The sequence below is a fragment of the Treponema saccharophilum DSM 2985 genome (assembly GCF_000255555.1).
GTDB lineage: Bacteria > Spirochaetota > Spirochaetia > Treponematales > Treponemataceae > Treponema_D > Treponema_D saccharophilum.
The window spans coordinates 30,639-48,988 of record NZ_AGRW01000036.1 but is presented as its reverse complement, the minus strand read 5'-3'; the positions used below and the strand labels follow the sequence as shown (position 1 = coordinate 48,988).

At 59.3% G+C, this 18,350-nt stretch carries 9 protein-coding genes; 7 read left to right on the top strand and 2 right to left on the bottom strand.

Annotated elements, in window-relative coordinates; all coding sequences use genetic code 11:
• Nucleotides 1-72 precede the first annotated feature (72 nt).
• A complete protein-coding gene (locus TRESADRAFT_RS03065; protein ID WP_002702741.1) occupies nt 73-918 on the top strand; it encodes a sugar phosphate isomerase/epimerase family protein in 846 nt (281 codons plus the stop codon).
• A 577-nt stretch (nt 919-1,495) separates the two neighbouring features.
• Here TRESADRAFT_RS03065 and TRESADRAFT_RS03060 read toward each other — a convergent pair.
• Nucleotides 1,496-6,346 carry a PP2C family protein-serine/threonine phosphatase gene (locus TRESADRAFT_RS03060; RefSeq protein ID WP_002702740.1) on the bottom strand — a complete coding sequence of 1,617 codons (4,851 nt, stop codon included), beginning with the start codon at nt 6,344-6,346 and terminating at the stop codon, nt 1,496-1,498.
• A 13-nt stretch (nt 6,347-6,359) separates the two neighbouring features.
• The gene (locus TRESADRAFT_RS03055) at nt 6,360-9,485 is read right to left on the bottom strand and encodes a hypothetical protein (protein ID WP_002702739.1); all 3,126 of its coding nucleotides are present in this window, start codon (nt 9,483-9,485) and stop codon (nt 6,360-6,362) included.
• Nucleotides 9,486-9,768: 283 nt separating this feature from the next.
• Between TRESADRAFT_RS03055 and TRESADRAFT_RS03050 the strand changes: the two genes are divergently transcribed.
• From TRESADRAFT_RS03050 to truB, 6 genes are all read left to right on the top strand, one after another.
• Complete coding sequence (locus TRESADRAFT_RS03050; protein WP_002702736.1) at nt 9,769-11,106, top strand: UPF0164 family protein; 1,338 nt, start codon at nt 9,769-9,771, stop codon at nt 11,104-11,106.
• Nucleotides 11,107-11,247: 141 nt separating this feature from the next.
• Nucleotides 11,248-11,709, top strand: a complete 462-nt coding sequence (locus TRESADRAFT_RS03045; RefSeq protein ID WP_002702735.1) for an LSm family protein — start codon at nt 11,248-11,250, stop codon at nt 11,707-11,709.
• Nucleotides 11,710-11,752: 43 nt separating this feature from the next.
• Entirely contained in the window at nt 11,753-13,213 is a 1,461-nt protein-coding gene (gene nusA / locus TRESADRAFT_RS03040; RefSeq protein WP_002702733.1) for a transcription termination factor NusA, read from the top strand.
• Between the two features lie 48 nt (nt 13,214-13,261).
• Complete coding sequence (gene infB / locus TRESADRAFT_RS03035) at nt 13,262-15,925, top strand: translation initiation factor IF-2 (RefSeq protein WP_002702731.1); 2,664 nt, start codon at nt 13,262-13,264, stop codon at nt 15,923-15,925.
• 3 nt (nt 15,926-15,928) lie between these two features.
• On the top strand, nt 15,929-16,348 hold the full coding sequence (rbfA, locus tag TRESADRAFT_RS03030; protein ID WP_002702729.1) for a 30S ribosome-binding factor RbfA: 420 nt from the start codon (nt 15,929-15,931) through the stop codon (nt 16,346-16,348).
• A gap of 64 nt (nt 16,349-16,412) precedes the next feature.
• The gene (truB, locus tag TRESADRAFT_RS14895) at nt 16,413-18,344 is read left to right on the top strand and encodes a tRNA pseudouridine(55) synthase TruB (protein ID WP_002702727.1); all 1,932 of its coding nucleotides are present in this window, start codon (nt 16,413-16,415) and stop codon (nt 18,342-18,344) included.
• Nucleotides 18,345-18,350 lie beyond the last annotated feature (6 nt).

Genomic DNA, 18,350 nt, shown 5'->3' with positions numbered 1-18,350 from the left:
GTTTTTCGAAGGTGCGGCGGGCTGTCCGTTTCATGCTTTCCGCCGCTTACTTTTTTTTGAAGGAGTTCGTTTATGAAAATTCTGATAAGACCGCACGATATCGGGAAGGGGAGCGCCGACTGGCTCGGCTCGACCGCGCATGAATGGGGGTTCGACGGCGTCCAGCTGGCGATTGCGAAGGCTGTCGAGGGGCAGAGCGGGAATCCGGGGACGCTCACCGATGACGTCGTGTCGGAAATCCGCAATGGGTTCAATTCTCACGGCGTCGAGATTCCCCTTCTCGGCGCGTATTTCAATCCAGTACATTCCGACGAGAAAAAAGTCCGCGCCGGTGCGGAAAAATATGCCGACCACCTGAGGCACGCCGCCGCGTTCGGGGCAAAATTCGTCGCCAGCGAGACGGGAAGCTACAACGACGACAAATGGACATACAATCCGAGAAACCAGACGGAGGAGGCGTTCCAGGCGGTAAAGAAGGTTTTCTCCCCGATGCCGAAAATCGCCGCGGAAAGCGGAGTGTGCATGGCGCTCGAGGGCGCGTGGGGGCATTGCATGTACAAACCCGAGCTTCTCCGCCGCCTTGCCGACGAAATTGACCCTGGGCTGGAGCATTTCCGCTTCATCGTCGACATCTACAATTACCTCCACATCGGAAACCACGAGGAGCGCGCCGATATATTCGACCGGTGCATGAAATTGTTCCGCGGAAAAATCGCGGGCTTCCACCTGAAGGATTACGTAGTCCGCGACGGGAACCTCGAATTCGCTCCCCTCGGTCAGGGAATTATGGGCTGGAAGGATTTCCTCCCGCGGATAAAAGCGGAATGTCCCGACGCCCTCCTCATATTCGAAGGCGTCGTGGATGTCCCCGCATCCCTCTCGTTCGTCCGCTCGATAGTGCGCCCCGTGAATTCTTGACGCGTCCTTGTCGCTATGCGTTGGAACGGGCGTTCACCGGCACGTGCGCCCCGTGAACCGTTGCGCGTCCTAAGCGTTATGAGTTGGAACGGGCGTTCTCCGGCACGCGCGGAGCGCGTGCCTACCTGTGATGAGATTGAGATATTTGCTTAACACGGAAAATCGTTAATCAACGCGAAAGCCCCCATCAAGGCGCACTCCCCGCAACGCGGGGAGCTGCGTGCGCACGCTCCATGTAATAAAGAGAAACGCGCGCTAAACAATGCGTGCCTGCCCGGTGCGGAAATGCGATGTTTGCTAAAACCGACGAATTGCAAATCGACACGAAAGCCCCCATCAAGGCGCACTCCCCGCAACGCGGGGAGCTGCGTGCGCACGCTCGGAATAATAAAGAAAAACGCGCGTTAAATAATGCGTGCCTGCCCGTGGCGGAAATGCAACGTTTGCTAAAACCGCCGAATTGCTAATCGACACGAAATCGCCCGACATGGCGCACTCCCCGCAACGCGGGGAGCTGCGTGCGCACGCTCCATGTAATAAAGAAAAACGCGCGCTAAACAATGCGTGCGCCTGCCCCTTAAAGGTTTTTTATCGCGTATATTGTCAGGTCGTCGGCTTGTTTGTCCTCGTTGACGTTGATGTAGTAGAGGTAGTTCTGCTCGCCCATGTCCATCTTGTCGCGGCAGTAGAAATCGTAGCCGCTGAACGTCCGCGACAGGAATTCGTCGATTTTTCTGTCGACGCGGATTCCGTCGCCGTCGATGCGGATGTTTCCCTTGTCGTCCTTCGTCACATTTCCGCGGGCGTCCGGCTTCTTGTACATGCGGAACACCTTCTCGATTGATGCGAGCGCGAGAATCATGTCCTCGGTGCTTCCCGTGCAGGCGGACAAATCGAATTCGAGCGACTCCGACGGGTTCTGCGGGTGGCATCTTTTGAGCGTGTATTTCCGCCTGTTGAAAACGCACTCGACGATTTCCTTTATCCTGTCGTTGCCGAATTCCTCGTATTCCTCGTCGGGCATGTGGTTTATGTGCTTCCCGTCCTTGTCGAGGTGGACTTTCTCGCCGCATTTCCTGTTCCTGAAATGCTCGTCCTTGAAATAGCTCTGCGCCTCCTCGATGCCGTCGGTGTAGAGGAAGAGGATGTCGTTCTTCCTGAGCTTGAATTTGCGGACCTGATATCCGCCCTTCATGTCCACCATCCATTGCTCTATCTGACCGGCGGCAGGCATTCCGCTCGTCGCGCTGTCAAGCTCGATTGTCTTCTGCTGCTTTTTCTCCGCGTCGAACACGCGCACAATCCTGTCTCCGGCGTGGCAGAGGTACACGTCGTCGTTCTTCGAGTCGAACAGCCCTATGAGAAGCGTCGCGAATTTTCCGCGCAGCCCGAGGTTTCCGATGAATTCGTTGAGCTTTCCGGCAAGCTCGTTTATGCGCGTCCCGTTCTTCTTGAAGCTCCAGTCCGAGAAATACTCGCGGAAAATCGTGGCGATGACGGCGACGAGCAGCGCGGCTGGGATTCCGTGGCCGGAGACGTCGCACTTTATGACGGCGTACCATCTGTCGTCGAGCTTTTTGTAGTCGAAGAAATCCCCGGAAACGTCGTCCGAGCCTTCGTAATAGCAGAAGAGGTCGATTTCCTTGTCGCGGTAGCTTGCCGTCGTCTGCTTGTTGTCCCTTCCGGCGTTCAGCGGAATCAGGGCGTTCTGAACGGCTTTTCCGTCCATGTTCATCTTCTGCGCCTCGAGCGCCTTCTCCTGTTCCTCGAGGACGCGCGCCTGCGCTTCCGCCGCCTCCGCCTGCGCCCGCGCCGCCTCCTCACGCGTCCTGATGTTCTCCTCGCGGATTTTCGCGGCGATTTTCTCGTCCTTCGCAGCCTTCACGAGCCCGCGCGTCATGTCGTTCACCGCGTCGCCGAGCGTCCGAATCTCGTCGCGGCTTTTTATTTCGATTTCCTCGCCGTCAAGCTCCTCCTTGTCCGCCGTCTCGCCGATTTTCTTGACGTGGAGGACGAGCCGCCTTATCGGGTTGACGATGACCGATGCGAGCGCGAACGCCGCGATGTCGCCGATGATTATCGCGATGATTGCGATGACGACCGCGATGATGAAGATGTCGCGCCGCGCCCTGTCCACGGATTCGATGAGCTCCTCCGTCGAGACCTGCATCATGACGAGCGCGCGCACGAACGTCTCCTCGTCGCCGCTCTGCCGGTAGAGGACCGGCTTGTAGAACGTGTACGTCCGCTGCGAGCGGTCGAGCTTCTGCGTGCTGAAAGGGGGAACGGAGCCGCTCGCGTCAGACGACAGCTCGTTGAGTTTCCGCTCAATCTCGCGGTAAAGCTCCGTCGTCGTCCTCGAAATCTCCTCGCGCCGCCCGTCCGTCGTCTTCTCGTCCGCCATTTCCGCGCGCAGGATTGCGATTCCCGCGGAGATGTCGCTGACCTGCGAGACCGCCTCCTTGTTCAGCCCCCCGATTATGGAGAAAATCCGCTCGTCGGGATTCGACAGCCGTGACGAGCCCTGGTTCAGCTCCTTCGAGTCGATTTTCGAGAGTATGCCGGGGTCGTTCGACGCCCAGACGTAGTCGATGTTCGTGTTCTCTCCCGAATTGGGAAGGCCCGTGACCGTCGCGAAATCAGCCTCGCTGAAATATGCCGTCTGGTTCGGCAGCGTCGCGATGTCGGTGCTTTTTTCGAGCCCCTCGGGAAGGTATGTCCTGACGCCGCTTGAGATGCTCTCCATGACGACGTCCACGCGTTCCTGAAGCCCTTTCGCGAGCGTCATTTCCTGCGTGTCGGAAAGCCTGCGCCCGAGCGAGACCGCGACGAGCGATACAATCGATATGACGAGGATTGTGGTGAAAAGGAAGAGCTTCGCCTTGAGGCTGATTCCCCTCCGCCCGAACGCCTGCCTGAGTTCCTCTTTCTTTTCGATTGGCATTTTCTCTCCTCCCATTATCGCCGTTATCGCGCCTTTTATTTCCGCCATCTGCCTGACCGTGCCCGTAAGCCCCCTCGCCGCCGCTATGGTGGACATGACGAGGAGCGAGGCGACGAGGACGAGCGCGAGGTCTCCGAATCCGATTCCGCCAGCGCTTTCATCCGCCTTCTTCCATTCCGCCTCGAAGAAATACCGGTTGCCGTGCTTTATTATCCCGGATTTCGTCACGACGAGCCTCGACTTCCATGTCGATTTCCCGCGGTCGGTGTGCGTGACCGTTATCCTGTACGTTCCCGCCTTCATGTCGGGGAGCGAGATTCCCTCGATGCGCGAGTCCGACGCGACTACGAGCCCGTTTTTTTTGGTGAACCGGTAGGACCTGCCTTCCGACTCGAGCGCGACTTCCGAAATCGTCCCGTCGTAGAGGAATCCCTCGCCCGTTATCGCAATCGAGACCGTGCCGAATTCGTCCGTCTTTTGGGTGACGCCCAGAATCTTTGTCTGCGGCTGGTACTTGTTGAGTATGATGAGATAGTCGGCCGGCTCCCCGATGTTCCCGACCTTGTCTATGGCGCAGACGGAGAAGATGAAAAGCCCGTTCTCGTGGTTCCTGAACGACGCTGATTTCCGCTGCCCCATCATTTTTCGCGGCGGCCTCGACTTTTTGTCCCATTTCTGAAGCTCCCGCTCCTTCGTGTACCGCAGAACCATGTCGGAGACGCGCTTCTCGACCGTCGCGCCGGGAACCCTCAGCGGGTGCGTCTTGTTGACCATGAGCGTTTTGTCGAGCACCCCGATGGGCGTGATGTTCCACGAGTATCCCGCGATGTCGTCGTCCCGCTCGTCGTCCTCCCATTCGATGGTGAAGTCGTTCGATTGCGCGAACCCGAATTCGTCTTCCGCGACTTCCTTTATGACGGGCTGAAGCGGCGGCGTGAGGTCGCGCCAATACCTGAGCGACGCCGGCTCCGACCAGTTCCCCGCGTTGTCGAGCGCGCGCGCCTTGAAGAACCAGATTCCGTCGCCGCCCGCATATGAGGTGATGTGCTTTTTCCCCGGAAGGACGAGCTTGGACGCGTCCTTCGGCGGCTCCTCGTCCTCGTCCTGCGTCCATATCCACGTGAACCCGGCTATCCCGCTCGAGTCGTCGGGAAGCGAGACGCGTGCGGCGGCTTTTTCAGACGTGCTCCTCTCTCCCTTTCTGAAGCTTTCCGCGATTATTTCCGGTTTCCCGCAGCTTCTGTCCGTCTCGAGGACCGTTATGCGCCCCTGCTCCCCGCTGTCGTCTTCCCACGCGAACGCAATCTCGCTTTCCATGACGAGGGGGAAGGCGAACCGCGAATTCGTCTTCGTCTCGGAGAGCGTCTCTTCCGTCCAGAGGAAGCCGTTTTTCGTCGCCATGTAGATTCCGTCCGTTCCCTTCCTGTCGTCGAACCAGACGAGGGCGGTTTTTCCGCCGTTTTCGAAGAACGTCGGGCGGTGCGCGTCCCCCCGTGACGTAAGCTCCTCCGCGTCGGAAATCATCCCGCCTGAAATCTCCGCGACGACAATCCGCGCGCTGTCCGATGTCGTCTCCGTCCGCTCCCATGAAACGAGGACGTTCCCGCCGCCCTTTCCGTCGTCCTCGAACGCGAGCGCGGGGCGCTGGTTCCGGTATCCTGCCCCGGACGTTATCGCCGCGGCGTTCTCCCACGAGCCGTCTTCCTTCCTCTCTGCGTAGAAGAGCTGGAAGACGGAGCCTGCCGTAAGCTCCCCCGACGGGATTCCCTGGAAGACGACGGCGTCCGTTTTCCGTCCGTCCCGCTTTATCGGCGCGAGCGTCGGGACGAACGGGTTCGAGATTCCGCTTGCGGCGCCGAACGGGGAGAGCGGCGACCATTTTTTCCCGTCGGCAGATTCCGCGGCGTATATCGAGAAGAATCCGTCCTCGCGCCGTGCCGAGCTGTCCCCGAGCGACGCGAAAATCATGAACGTTCCCCGAGCCGTCGCGAAAATCCTTCCGCCGGCGAATTCCTTCCCGCCGCAGTCGATTTTCGATTCCGTGAAATCCCCGCCGCCCGACGTGTAGACCGTTATCTCGCCCGGGGATGACTGCGCCGCGAGCGCGACCGTTCCGTCCTCCCGCGCCGCCGCCGAAAGTATGTCGGGCACCTCTCCCGCGTATCGTATCGGCGGGGAGATTCTCCTCGGCTCTCCCCATGAAAGCTCGCCCTCGTTCCGCGAGACTTCCGAAATCCACATGCGGTTGTTCGCGCTGTCGATTTCCTCGAAGAATACCGTCATTCTCCCGCCGCACGAGACTGCCTGCGGGAAGCGCGAGTCCGCCTTCGTTATCGCGCGGGGCTTTTCCCAGTAGAGCTGCCGTTTTCCTGCGGGGATTCCCGCGATGTCGGCGGAGAGGGCCGCCGCGATTGTGAGCGCCGCGAGAGCGGCTGCTATTTTCGACGCGATTTTCCGCGCGCGTGATTCGTTCGTTCCTTTCATTGTGTGATTTTCCTCAGAGCCTGTTGTCCACGCGCCGACGCAAATCCATTATCTTCGCGGATTTTTGCGCCGCCGGGTTCTTCAAAAGCGTTTTCAGTATGCTGTCCGCCATGAGATAGTTTCCCGCGGTGAAGAAGTTTACCGCGCGCTGGTACATCTGCTCGTCGTTCGACGTCAGCACGGCGACTGCCGTTCCTCCTATCCTGCTTTGTATGCGGTCCTTGAGCCGCGTGGCGTTCCTGTTCGACGGGTTGAGCGCGATTGCCCTGTCGAGAAGCCCCGTCGCCTCGCGGAGCCGCGCCTGGTTCGTCCCCGCGCTGTTGAATATCGCGAGCGCGCGGTTGTACAGGTCGTCGGAATCCTTTTTCGTCGTGTCGGTGACGGGTTTCCGTATTATCCCTATCGAGAGCTTGAGGTCGTAAATCTTCTTCGACAGCCCCGGGTATGATGGGTTTATGCTCTCGAGGTTTTCGAGCGCCGCGAGCCGTTCCCTTACGGATTTCATCTCCTCCGCCTGCCTGACTTTCGCCGGGAAATTCTCGCCGAACGCCTTCGGGTCGGTGAGCTTCTCTATCCTGAGCGAGAGCAGCGCCGCGTCCTCGTTGAGCGCGTATATCTGCTGTATCGCCCGGATTTTCTCCTGCGCCAGCGAGAGCTTTTCATCCGCGTCCGTTTTCCTTCCTTTCTTCAGCAGCTTCTCGCCCTCGCCGTAGAGCTGGGTCGCCGCGCTGAGAAGCTGCGACATGTCGGAGTAGAGCGGGTCGGACGGGGAAAGCTTCCGCCCCGTCTGCATCGTCCTTGCCGTCCGCACGATGTCGAGGAGGTTCTCGATTTCCGCGTCGCTTTCCGTGTTCGTCGTCGCCCAGCGCGCCTGCGCCCGGACGAGTTTCTTTTCCGCCTGCTCGAAGTCGCCCTCGTAGAACGAGTCCTGCGCCCCGTCCTTGAGCGCGCGCACTTCCCTGATGACGAATTCGTTCTCCTCGCGGACTATCCGCTCGCCGAGCGCGCCGAGAATCTCGTCGCTCTCGTTCCGTATCGTCGCGGATTCCTGCAGAGAGAGGCTTTCCGTGTATTTCTGCCGCGAGAATTCGAGCCTGCGCCGCGCCTCGGTGAAATCCTCCTTGCCGAGCGCGCCGACCGCCTTCTCGTAGTTCAGCTTCGCCTCGTTGAGTGCCTGCTCCGCGCGCATCATCTGCTTTTCTGCCGCGGATGATATAGTCCGGCTTTCGGCGATTATCCCGTCGAGCTCGCGTATCGAGCCGTCGAACGCTTTTACGCCGCTTCCGAAATTCGTAATCTCCGGCCTGACCTTCTCCCCGTCCGAAAGCAGCTTCCGCCATTCCTTGAGCTGCCCGCTCTTCTCCTCCGTCTCCGAAAGAAGGCGGAGGAGGGTCGTCCGCGCTTCCGACGGGTATCGCTTCGTGAGCGTCTCCTCCTCGCCGTCCTCGTTCGTGATGCGCGCGCTCTTCACCTCGATTCCATCCATCAGCGTTTTCGCCCGCGTTATGAGAATCATGCTGTCGTCGACTGCCGACTGCGAAGTCGCTCCCGCCGTCGCCGCAAGCCCGAGCCAGAGCTTCCTCTCGTTCTCGTCCGCCTCCTTGTTGTTCAGCGCCCGGAGTTCCTGCCCGTACGCGATTGCGTCCCTGAAGTCGAGCACGTCGTCGGAAAGCTGCGCGCCCGCCGTCCTGCCGATTTTCTGGCGGTGCGATGTGTCCGTCTCCGCGAAGAACCCGTCCTCGCGCGCCTGCTCCGTTTTGATATAGCCGTCGTCCTTGTCCGCCGCCGCCAGGAACTGCCCGTACCTGAGCGCCGAGCCGACGTGGTGCCTGAAAAATTCGTCCCCCTCGACGAAATTCCCGTCCTCGATGTCCGCCGCGTCCCTGACAAGCTCCTCGTCGGACAGAATCTCCGTCTCGTCGAGTATCTTCGACAGCGTTCCCGCGAATCGGACGGCGAAGTCGAGCGACTTCCCGTATTCCGTGAACAGCTTTCCGATTTCCCTTCCGTCGTCCGTCTTCACGAGCGAGTGCAGCGCGTGGATTTCCTTTCCGATTTCCGCGAGGACGGGGACGGAGGATGCGAGCTCCTTCTGTTCCGCAATCAGCGGCGACAGCTCCCGTATCCGCCCGATGGGGAGGTTTTCCTTGATGGAGGCGAAGCGCTCGCGGATGAGCGAATACGCCTCGTCCTTCATCGACTCGACGCGCGTGTTCCAGAACGAGTCGAGCGTTCCGAGAATTCCCGTGGACTTCTCGTTGTCGTCGCCCGTCACGAAGCCGAGCGTGAACGTGATGTAGCTGAAGCCCGCGAGGAGCGGGTTCCTCTCGTTCGCGGTTTTGTCGATTTCCTTCAGGCGCCCGACCTCCTCGATGAGATTTTCCCTCCATTTTGCAAGCTCCCCGAACGATTCGGCGACGCCGCCCTGCGCTTTTTTCGCCGCGGCAAAATCCGCCGCCTTCATCGCGCCCATGAACGATTCGTAGGAGCGCTGGCACCGTTCGATTATGTCCGTCATCGCGGGAAGCGATTCCTCTATCCGCCCCATCGTTTCGGCGACGGGAACCGTTATGTCGTCGGCATAGACGACGGGAACCCCGTCGGGATGCTCCGCGTCGAACGTCCTGTCCGTGTCGTTCGGCTTGAGGGTGAATCCTTCCCGGAATTTCTCTGTCGCGCCGCCGTAGTCCCCGTCCCGCACTAGGGCGTAGCCGCTTTTCATTATGGAGTTGTACCGCGCGATGTAGAATTTGAGCGCGAGCGTCTTCCGCGCCTGCCTCGTAAGCTCCTGCGCCGGTTCGGTCTGGTTCGTCTCCGCGTTCTCGAGCTCGAGAATCAGGTCCATCTTGTGCTCGTCGTTCTCGCTGTCGTTCTTCATCGTGTCGGCGAGCATCTCCGCCTTCTCGTCGAACGAGAGCCTCTCCTTCATTATCCGCTCGATTCTCTTCTGCGCCCTGTCGAAGTCCTGCGGGTTCGATTTCATGTATTCGGACGCCATCATGAGCGCGGCGTTGTAGTCCTTCGACTCGATGAGCGCGTCTATGCCGCCGAGAGTCGGCTTCGCGCCGCTCTCCGCAGTTGCCGCAAGAATCGCGGTGAGGAATGTGAATGTCGCCATGCGGAATTTCTTGAAGGACATTTTTCGTTTATCTTCTATTTTCGGCTTGCTCCGTAATCGAATGGAGCGATTTTTCCGAAAATGTATGTGCGGCGTTCCGCCCGTTTTTTCCGCCCGCGGCGGGATTTTGTGTTTTTTCTGATGTAGAATACAGGTGTCCGGGAACGACGTTTCCTGACACGTCTACTATAACATGGTTGTCCGCCTGAACATGACCCCGGGCGTTTTTTTTCGGGGCGTTCGCTTGCGGATGTGTGGGGGCGTTTTTGATTGTTCGCTGATGCGTGATGGATGGAAAAGTGGCATGAAAGGAAAAGGAATCGTCCGGGCTCCGCGCGTTTTGGGCGCGTTCCGGAAGGAAATCGCAGTCGCAGTCTTCTCGTGTGTTTTCTCTGCATGCCCGTACGCGCTCGACCTTGTCGGGACTGCCGGCGGGCTGTCTGACGTCTTCTCGTCTTTCGTCGACGGGAACGAGGGGCTCACGGTTTTCCGGTCGCTCAACATTCCATCAGGCGGAAGGGCGGAAAGCCTCGGGACGGCATGCGTCGCGCTCGGGGACGACAGCTCGTTCTTCGACTACAACCCGGCCGCGAGCTGCATACTTGAGCGGACGGAGGTTTCCGTGTGCCACAACGCGTGGATTGCCGATTCCGCGATGGAGACCGTCTCCGCCACCGCCCGTGACGGGAACCTCGGGTACGGCGCGCAGCTCAAGTGCTTCTACGTCCCGTTCACCGAATACAACCTCTACGGCGACAGCGTTGCCGGCTCCTATTACAGCGAGACTTCCGCCGCGCTCAACGTGTCGTACAACTTCCGTGCGGGATACAATTTCCGGGGCATCGCTTTGGGCGGATCGGCGCGTGCCGCGTGGCGCGACGTCCCCGACTATACGGACAACAAAACCGATTCCGTCATATCCGGCTCCGGGCTCGAGCAGTCCGCCGCCGCCCTCATGCTCGATTTCGGGGCAATCGTGCGCTTCAACGCGGCGAAGTTTTTCAGCGACAGGAACCCGAACCTGTCGCTCGGCTTTTCCGTCATGAACGCGGGCCTGTCTGTTACGGGGTTCGGCTCGTCGCTGGAGGTTGACGACGCGCTTCCGACGCGGGTGGCTGCCGGTTTTTCGTGGCGCGCGGCGAAGACGCTCCTCATTTCCGCCGAATTCCGCCAGCCCGTGAACCTCCTGTCGCTTTCGTCGAGCGGCTTGTGGTCTGCCGCCGCGGGCGTCGAGCTTTCCGTCATGGAGAGGCTGTCCTTCGATTTCGGCTTCCTCCTTCAGGGCGCGAACCCGAGGATAAGCTTCGGCGGCGGTTTTTCCGTCATGCGCGCCGTCGTGAACGTCAACTACACGTTCGATTTGACCTCCTCGGCGAATCCCGTGAACCACATAAGCCTTTCCGCCCGGATGAGGTTCGGCGACCGCGGGCGCGCCGCCCTCCGCGAGAAGGTCGACTCTCATTACATCGCGGGCGTGTCCCTCTATGCGTCCGGCAGAATCGAGGAGGCCGTCCTCGAATGGGAGCGCGCGCTTTCCCTTGACCCGTCGTTCGACCCGGCGCGCGAGGCGCGGGAGATAGCCGTCCGCTTCCTCGGCGTGAAGGACGATATTATGGGGATACAGCGCTTCTCCGTCGAATGATTCCCCCGCGTTTTCCTTTTCGGTTGACATGTTTTTCCTGCGGTGCTAGAATCCAACAGTACATTTTAATAGGTCATTTAGAATGGACTCGTCTCAGACGGGTCTTTTTTATTTTCTGGAAATGCAGAGTGGAGGTCGGTCATGGAATACATTCCCTTGGGTTCGTACCAGCATTACGATGAGTGCGCGAAGGTCGTCGACGGTCTCGGCTACAATCTCGTCGAGCTGAAGGTCTCGCCGCAGCGCGGGGTTGTCCAGATTCAGGCTGTCGTCTCGGGGAAGAATCCCGAGGAAAGCATAAGCGTGAACGACTGCGCCAAGGTGCACCGCGTCCTTCTTGAGCGGCTTGAGGAGATTCTCGGGACGGACAACGTCTCGATGGAGCTTTCGTCGCCTGGAATGGAGCGGAACATAAAGAACGCCGCCGAATTCCAGTTCTTCTCGGGGCGGAGAATCCGCGTGTTCTCCAAGTCGGCGTCCGATTGGATTGGCGGTGTCCTCGTCTCGTCCGATTCGGAGAGGCTTTCCCTTAGCCTTGAGGACGGCACGGTTCGCACCGTGGATTATCAGGATATCGCGAAGGCGAAGTTCATCCATCTGTAGGAAAGAAAAATCAATCGGGATTTCAATCAGGGGGTACGGAAAAATGTCACAGATGTCAGAGGCTATTCAGCAGTTGGTTCAGGAGAAGGGGCTTTCCATCGACTCCATCAAGCAGATGCTCGAGATGTCGCTGAAAGCGGCTTACAAGAGGGCGTTCGGGACGGCGGAGAACTGCGTCGTGAAATTCGAGGACGACATGTCTGATGTCGCCGTCTATTCAAGGAAGACGATAGTCGACGGGGTGTATGACCCGGTCATAGAGATAGAGCTGGAGGACGCGCTCAAGCTTTCGAGCGAGTGCGAGCTGGGCGACGAGATTGACATAATCATCGACACGAAGAAGCTGCCGCTCTCCGCCGTATCGACGGGAAAGCAGGCCGCGCATCAGGAACTCAACGAGTCCGTGAAGAACAGGCTCCTCAACGAGTACCGGGGGAAGGTCGGGGAAATCATCATCGGCTACTACCAGCGGATGCATCACGACAACATTTACGTCGACCTCGGGAAAATCGAGGGCGTCCTGCCGAAGAAATTCCAGAGCCCGATAGAGCAGTACAACAAGAACGACAGAATCAAGGCTCTCGTCGTCGACGTGAAGCCCGTCTCGTCCTCCGTCCAGCTTGTCTTGAGCAGGAGCGACCCGAAATTCGTGCAGGCCGCCCTCGAGCTTGAGGTTCCCGAGATTCAGGACAAGATTGTCGAGATAAAGAAGTGCGTCAGGACTGCCGGCTACCGCACGAAGATTGCCGTCGCCTCCACCCGCGATGACGTCGATCCCGTCGGCGCGTGCGTCGGGCTCAAGGGCGTCAGGATTCAGAACGTCATCAAGGAAATCGAGGGCGAGAAAATCGACGTCCTCAAATACGACGAGAACCCGGAAATCTTCATAAAGAACGCGCTGTCGCCGGCGGAGGTGAAGCGGGTAATCATAACCGACTCCGACAAGAAGCAGGCCCTCGCAATCGTCTCCGACTCGCAGTTCTCGCTCGCAATCGGAAGGCAGGGGCAGAACGTCCGCCTCGCGAACAAGCTCTGCGACTGGAGCATCGACGTCAAGACGGAGAGCGATGCTGCCGAAATGGATTTGAGCGTCTACTCGAAGCGCGCTGTGGACGGTTTGTTCAACCTTCCGGAGAACGCCGTGGACAACGAGGAGGTCGTCGATATCTCCCGCGTGTCGGATATTCCCGAAGTCGACGCCGACGTGGCGGCAATCCTCAGGAAGTCGGAATTCGATGACCTTCAGGCGTTTGTCGACGCGTATTACGACGGAACGCTTGCGGATTCGAATTTGCTGACGGGCGAGCAAATTGAAAATCTGTTCGGTATTATTCATAATTACGTCGAAATCGTCGATGACGATTCTGAGCAGGATGAAGAGGAGGCTGCGGAGGACGAGGCAGAGCACGTTTGCCCGGAGTGCGGCGCGGAAGTGACTCCCGACATGACGAAATGTCCGAAGTGCGGGGTTCCCATCTCGTTCGTCCGTTACAACGCGGAGTAAACCGGCACGGCCGGTTTGTGGAAAACAGTCAGGAAATTGAGAGAGAATATGGCAGAAGAATCAGAAAAAAAGCAGTTTATCCTTAACAAGCGCGGCAACGGACAGGAAGGCAAGCCTTCTCATTCGTCATCCGATGGTTCTGGCGACAATGGTTCGCGCGGAAAGAAAATCATAGTGAGGCGTCCTTCGGCGTCGGGCGATGCCGCGAAGCGCGACAAGGTTCGCGTCGTGAAAAAGCCCCTTCCGGGAAAGGACGCTCCCTCCGACGAGGAGAAGAAGCCCGTGCAGCGGACTGAGGGCGTGGCCGACGGAAAAAACTCCGAGAGCAGGCCTTCAGACGGTTCTCGCGGAGAGAAGCCGAGGCGCACGCTTGAGCTTGTCTCCACGCGCCCCGACGTGCGCGCGGGAAACCTCTCGGGCGGAAGCCGCGGCGGATACCGCGGAAGCCGTGGCGGGGAGCGCTCCGGCGGATTCAACGGGAACAAAGCCCGCGACAATTATCTCAACAACAGGCAGAACGGCGGCCAGGGCGGCGGGTTCAACCGCGGCGGCCAGGGCGGATTCGGCAACAGACAGGGCGGCCAGGGCGGCGGGTTCAACCGCGGCGGTCAGGGCGGGTTCGGCAACAGGCAGGGCGGCCAGGGCGGCGGGTTCAACCGTGGCGGCCAGGGCGGGTTCAACCGCGGTGGTCAGGGCGGTCGTCCCAGTTTCGGCGGCCGTCCCGGTTTCGGCGCGGCTCCCGCACCCATTCCGGTTCCGGCAGGCAAGAAGCAGTTCAACAAGGCGAAGAAGCCCGCTTACGGACAGCAGCGCAAGGACAAGGAGGAGCTTTTCGACGAGGAGGAGCTCTACAAGAAGAAGCAGGCTGCCCAGACAAGCGTAGTCCCGAAGACAATCGATATAATGGAGACGATATCGGTCTCCGACCTCGCCAAGAAGATGAACCTCAAGGCGAGCGACATCATCGGAAAGCTCATGGGAATGGGCATGATGGTCACGATAAACCAGTCGATAGATTCCGACACGGCGACGCTCGTCGCGTCGGAATACGGATGCGACGTCCATCTCGTGAGCCTCTACGATGAGACGGTAATCGAGAGCGATACAGGCAACGTCGAGGACCACAAGGCGCGCCCGCCGATTGTCACGGTCATGGGCCACGTCGACCACGGAAAGACGAAGACGCTCGACGCAATCAGGAAGACGAACGTCGCGGCTGGGGAGGCCGGCGGAATCACGCAGAAAATCGGTGCTTATCAGGTTCACACGGAGAAGGGAACAATCACGTTCCTCGATACTCCGGGACACGAGGCGTTCACGATGATGCGCGCCCGCGGTGCGCAGATTACCGACCTCGTCGTCCTCGTCGTCGCCGCCGATGACGGCGTGATGCCGCAGACGCTCGAGGCGCTCAGCCATGCGAAAGACGCGAAGGTTCCGATAATCGTCGCGGTGAACAAGATAGACAAGCCGGATGCGAATCCCGACCGCGTCATGACGCAGCTTTCCGAGCAGGGGCTTACCCCCGAGGAATGGGGCGGAGACACGATGTACGTCAAGATTTCTGCTCTCAAGGGGCTCGGAATCGACGACCTTCTCGACGCGATTCTCCTCCAGGCGGAGGTGCTCGAGCTCAAGGCGCCGTATGACACGCGCGCGGAGGGAAAGGTCATCGAGTCGCGCGTCGATCAGGGGCGCGGCGTCGTTGCTTCTGTCGTCGTGCAGTCAGGCACGCTCAAGGTGGGCGACCCGATTGTCGCGGGAATCTATTCGGGACGTGTCCGCGCCATGTTCAATGACCGCGGAGAGCGCGTTCAGGAAGCGACCCCGTCAATGCCGGTCGAGGTCCTCGGACTCGAGGCGATGCCGAACGCGGGCGACCCGATTCAAGTCACGGAAAGCGAGAAGGACGCCCGCTCCATTTCCGCCAAGAGGCAGGAGCTCAAGCGGTTCGAGGCTGCGAAGGCAGTCAAGAAGACGTCCCTTGACACGCTCCTTACCGATATCGCTGCCAGCGAGGTCAAGGAATTCAAGGTCATCATCAAGGCCGACCTGCAGGGTTCCGCCGAGGCTCTCAAGGCTTCACTCGAGAAGCTTTCGACTCCGGAAATCCGCCTCGTCGTCATCCATTCGTCAGCCGGCGCAATCAACGAGAGCGATGTCACGCTCGCCGCTGCCGACGAGAACGCGATTATCATCGGCTTCAATGTCCGCCCGACTCCGAAGGCGAAGCTTCTCGCCGAGCAGGAGAAGGTCGATATCCGCAAGTACAACATCATCTACAAATGCGTCGAGGAAATCACCGCCGCTATGGAGGGAATGCTCAAGCCGGATACGAAGGAAGAGGTTACCGGAAGCGTGGAGGTACGCAATACGTTCCGCGTTCCGAAGGTCGGGGTCATCGCCGGATGCTACGTCACGGACGGTGTCGTCAAGCGCTCGAGCAGCGTGAACCTTATCCGCGACGGAATCGTCAAATTCACGGGCAAGATTTCTTCTCTCAAGCGCTTCAAGGACGACGCCAAGGAAGTCACGTACGGCTACGAGTGCGGTATCGGGCTTGAGAACTGGCAGGACATTCAGGTCGGCGATACGCTTGAGGTCTTCGAGTATGTCGAGGTCACGCGCACGCTGAACGACTCCATCGCCCAGGCAAAGGAGAAGGAGGCGGAGGCGCTCAAGGCGGCTTCAGCATCAGCGGAGGAGGAGTAGCATATGGGTGAATTCAGGATGCTCCGTCTGGGAAACCAGATTCGCGACGAGATTTCGATGCTCATCGCGAAGGAGCAGGTGAAGGATCCGCGCGTCTCGGCGCACCTGTGCGTCAACAGGGTCGAGGTCGCGAGGGATTTGGCTTATGCGACGGTCTATGTTTCGAGCTTCCTTTCGGACAGCCAGCTGAAGGTCGGCGTGGACGGGCTGAACAGCGCGGCCGGTTTCATCCAGTCGTCAATCGCCCGCAAACTGACAATCCGCAAATTCCCGAAGCTCACGTTCGTCGTTGACGAGGGCATGAAGGAAGGCTTCATGATGGTCAACAAGCTCACGAGGCTTGAGAAGCAGGAGGCTGCTGACGCGGCTTCCCGCGAGGCCGATTCGTCCGGCGGCTCAGCGGAACCGTCGGAGAATGTTTGAGTGAACGACAGCCCCGCGCCGGTTTTTCTTGCGGTGCGGGGCTGTTTTGTTTTTGAGGTTTGAGATGGGAAGAACGGAAAATAAAAAGGAGCCTGAGTCTGGCGTAATCCTCCTCGCAAAGCAGTTCGGGAGGACGAGTTTCGCTTCGCTTTCTTCGGTCAAGCGCGCGCTTGGCACGGGGAAGGTCGGCCATACGGGGACGCTCGATTCGTTCGCTGACGGACTTCTCGTCGTCCTTTCTGGCAGGCTTACGCGGCTGGTGCCCCACATAACGGGGTTCGACAAGACGTATCTCGCCCTCGTCGAGTTCGGTTCCGAGACGGACACGCTCGACCCGACCGGAAAAATCGTCGTGTCGGGCGGGCTTGTCCCGTCGCGCGCCGACGTCGAGGCGGTGATTCCGGAATTCGTCGGCGAAATCGAGCAGGTTCCGCCTCTTTTCAGCGCGCTCCATATAGGGGGAAAACGCGCGAGCGACATTGCGCGCGACGGGAAGACCGTTGAGATGCCGGCGAGGAAGATAACGATATACTCGATAAAAATCGTCGATTTCATGGACAAATACGCGCTCCTCGAGGTTAGGTGCTCGAAGGGGACGTACATCCGCTCGCTCGCGCGCGACATCGCCGTCCGCTGCGGGACCTGCGCCCATCTTGCCGCTCTCCGAAGAACGGCCGTGGGGCCGTTCAGCCTCAGCGATGCCGCGGGGTTTTCCGCCCTCGACGAATTCACGATTCCCTCGCTTCTTGAGCATCCGCGCGGTGGGGCGGAGCGGCGCATGGACGAGGAGTCGGAGGAATCCCTCCGGAAGGAGATTCTCGGCGGGATGAAGGGCATGGAGCCGTCTCTCGCGGAATATTGCGGAATGTTCCCGGTGGAGATTTCCCCGTATTTTGTCGATTCGTATTCGAACGGGCGCCCGCTCAACGCGCGCGTCATGGATGCGTTTTTCAGGGCTGCGGGTACGCGCGCTTCGTCGGGGATGACGGCGGGGGCTGATGCCGAGCTTGCCGTCTTCTATCCGAAGGGCGCTTTCGGCGGCGTAATCGAGAAGCGGGGCGGGAAATTTTCGTACGGTTTCGTCGTTCCGCCGCGCAGGGATTTTGTCGTCTATTCATGGGACGATATCGTCGGCGGGAAATTCAGCGCGGATTTCAGGTCGAGGGGGACGTCGCTCACCATCGGAAGCTTCGACGGACCGCACATCGGGCATGACGCGCTTTTCGCGTCCGCGCTTTCAAAACGGGCGGATGGGCTCGTTCCCGGCGTCGTCACGTTCACGAAATCGCTCCGCGCGCTGAAGAATCCTGCCGTCTATCCGGGCGACATCGCTTCTCTTCCGCAGAAGCTCGGCGTCCTCGCGTCCGAGGGGTTCTGCTTTGCAATCGTGATTGACTTTTCTCCCGATTTTGCTAGAATTGAGGGCATTGATTTCTTGAGGTCGCTCGTGGAGCTTTGCGGGATGAGGCACCTTTCCGAGGGAAAGGATTTTCATTGCGGGTACAACGGTTCCACGGATATGGCGATGATTTCCGGGTTCTGCCGTGACGGCGGTTTTTCGCTTTCGACAATAGATTCCGTCCTGTATCAGGGGCAGAGGGTCTCCTCCTCGCGCGTAAGAGAATGCATTCTTGGTGCTGATTTCGCTTCCGTCCGTTTCATGCTGGAGCGCCCTTTCGCGCTCGATTGCACAGGATTCGAGTGGAGCGAGTCGCGCGGGGGCGGGCAGGTCTGCCTGTCGGCGCGAAAATCCGGAATACAGATGCTGCCTCCTGACGGGCGTTACGATGTCGTCGCGGTCGTCGCGGTTGGTGACGGCAGGAAATCCCAAAAGCAGGAAGAATCTGGAGTAAAGCAGCCGTCTGCGAATGTACGTGCATATCGTTCCGATTGTATGTTGGAGAACGGAATCCTTCGCCTTTCCTTCTCCGATAAATTGATTGGCGGATGTGTTCTTGCAGTTCAGTTCGGCTGTCCAGATGAAAATATTTTTTAAGGAGTA

Excerpts from the sequence above, each read along its gene's own strand:
- TRESADRAFT_RS03065 (WP_002702741.1), top strand. The coding sequence starts at position 73 with ATGAAAATTCTGATAAGACCGCACGATATCGGGAAGGGGAGCGCCGAC.
- truB (WP_002702727.1), top strand. The coding sequence starts at position 16,413 with ATGGGAAGAACGGAAAATAAAAAGGAGCCTGAGTCTGGCGTAATCCTC.
- rbfA (WP_002702729.1), top strand. The coding sequence starts at position 15,929 with ATGGGTGAATTCAGGATGCTCCGTCTGGGAAACCAGATTCGCGACGAG.
- TRESADRAFT_RS03055 (WP_002702739.1), bottom strand. The coding sequence starts at position 9,485 with ATGTCCTTCAAGAAATTCCGCATGGCGACATTCACATTCCTCACCGCG.
- infB (WP_002702731.1), top strand. The coding sequence starts at position 13,262 with ATGGCAGAAGAATCAGAAAAAAAGCAGTTTATCCTTAACAAGCGCGGC.
- TRESADRAFT_RS03050 (WP_002702736.1), top strand. The coding sequence starts at position 9,769 with ATGAAAGGAAAAGGAATCGTCCGGGCTCCGCGCGTTTTGGGCGCGTTC.
- TRESADRAFT_RS03045 (WP_002702735.1), top strand. The coding sequence starts at position 11,248 with ATGGAATACATTCCCTTGGGTTCGTACCAGCATTACGATGAGTGCGCG.
- nusA (WP_002702733.1), top strand. The coding sequence starts at position 11,753 with ATGTCACAGATGTCAGAGGCTATTCAGCAGTTGGTTCAGGAGAAGGGG.
- TRESADRAFT_RS03060 (WP_002702740.1), bottom strand. The coding sequence starts at position 6,346 with ATGAAAGGAACGAACGAATCACGCGCGCGGAAAATCGCGTCGAAAATA.